This is a genomic window from Dietzia sp. CW19 (assembly GCF_014145265.1).
Classification (GTDB): domain Bacteria; phylum Actinomycetota; class Actinomycetes; order Mycobacteriales; family Mycobacteriaceae; genus Dietzia; species Dietzia natronolimnaea.
Genome location: NZ_JAALEE010000391.1, coordinates 1 through 1,623, shown reverse-complemented (window position 1 = coordinate 1,623; position 1,623 = coordinate 1). Strand labels below are relative to the sequence as shown.

Below are 1,623 nucleotides of genomic sequence, written 5' to 3'. Positions count from 1 at the left end.
CCTGACCCGCCCCGGCGGCGACCCGGGTGCCCGACCCATGGACGGAGTCGACGAAGCCGGCGGCCGAGAGCTCGTCGAACCCCCGGACCACGGTGCCGCGGGAGAGCCCGGCCTGCTCGGCGAGCGCGCGCGTGGAGGGCAGCCTGTCGCCGTCGGCCAGGGAACCGTCGGAGATCAGGTCGATGATCGCGTCCACCAGATCCGCGGTGCCCGAGACCTCGCCCAGGACCAGGGATCCGGGACGGGCGGTGCGGGCCATGCGCTCAGCCTAGGCGCGCGAGGCCGGAAAGTGGTCTCACGGGTCTGCGATAAGTGGACCTTCCCGCCAGTCCACTTTGGCGATGTGATGGTCCACATGCAGATCTACCGCCAATCCCGACGCCTCCGCGACGTGCGCTACGACGTCCGCGGTCCGATCCTCACCGAGGCCATGCGGCTGGAATCCGAGGGCCACGACATCCTGCGACTGAACCTGGGGAACATGCACCCGTTCGGTCTCGAGGCCCGGCCCGAGATCGTGGATGCCGTGGCCCGCGAACTCGGCACGGGCCAGGCCTACTCGGACTCGCGAGGCATCCCGCAGGCGCGGGCAGCCGTGGCCGACCACTACCGGCGCTGGGGAGTGCCCGGGATCCGCGCCGAGGACGTGTTCCTGGGCAACGGGGTGAGCGAGCTCATCACGCTCGTCCTGCAGGCGATGGTCGATCCGGGCGACGAGATCCTGGTCCCGGCACCGGACTACCCCACCTGGACCGGCGCGGTGAACCTCACCGGTGGCGTGCCCGTGCACTACCTGGCGGACGAGTCCGACGGCTGGAACCCCTCGCTGGCGGACATCGAGTCCAAGATCACGCCGCGGACGACCGCACTGGTGGTGATCAACCCCAACAACCCGACCGGCGCCGTCTACAGTGCCGAGACCGTCCGGGGGATGGCCGACATCGCCCGTCGGCACGGGCTCGTCCTGCTCAGCGACGAGATCTACGAGAAGGTGATCTTCTCGGGCGCCCGCCATCACCACGCGGCGCTGGCCGCCGGTGACGACGTGCTCTGCCTGACCTTCGGCGGCCTGTCCAAGGCGTACCGGGTGTGCGGATACCGGGCCGGCTGGGTCGCCGCGACCGGGCCCCTCGATCGGGCGCAGGACCTGCTCGAAGGGCTCACCCTGCTGGCCAACATGCGGGTGTGCCCCAACGTCCCGGGCCAGTACGCGATCCCGGTCGCGCTGGCCGAGGACTCACCGTGGGGTGCCGACGTGATCGACCCCGACGGCCGGATCGAGCGACAACTCGCACTGGCGACCGAGCGCCTCAACGCCATCCCGGGCGTGAGCTGCGTGGCGCCCCGCGGTGCGCTCTACTGCTTCCCCCGGTTGGACACCGAGAGGTTCGGCATCGGCAGCGACGAGGAACTGGTGCTGGACCTACTGCGCTCCGAGCACGTCCTGGTGACCCACGGCACCGGCTTCAACTGGCCCGAGCCCGACCACTTCCGCATCGTGTGCCTGCCCGAGGCGCCGGTGCTCGAGAGCGCGATCGGCAAGATCGCCGGGTACCTCGAGCGGCGTGCCGGCCTCCACCGGCAGCCCGGCACTCCGGCGCGGACCCCGCTGCCCGCGTGAGC

2 protein-coding genes are annotated in these 1,623 nt (G+C 71.2%); one reads left to right on the top strand and one right to left on the bottom strand.

Translation table 11 applies throughout. From position 1 onward, the window contains the following. The coding region (locus tag G6021_RS11950; RefSeq protein WP_182641374.1) for a winged helix-turn-helix domain-containing protein at window positions 1-259 on the bottom strand (259 nt) is incomplete at its 3' end. A 96-nt stretch (window positions 260-355) separates the two neighbouring features. On the opposite strand from G6021_RS11950, the gene G6021_RS11945 reads away from it, so the two are divergent. Then, window positions 356-1,621, top strand: coding sequence for a pyridoxal phosphate-dependent aminotransferase (locus G6021_RS11945; protein ID WP_182641373.1), 1,266 nt, complete (start codon window positions 356-358; stop codon window positions 1,619-1,621). Window positions 1,622-1,623: the final 2 nt, after the last annotated feature.

Excerpts from the sequence above, each read along its gene's own strand:
- G6021_RS11945 (WP_182641373.1), top strand. The coding sequence starts at position 356 with ATGCAGATCTACCGCCAATCCCGACGCCTCCGCGACGTGCGCTACGAC.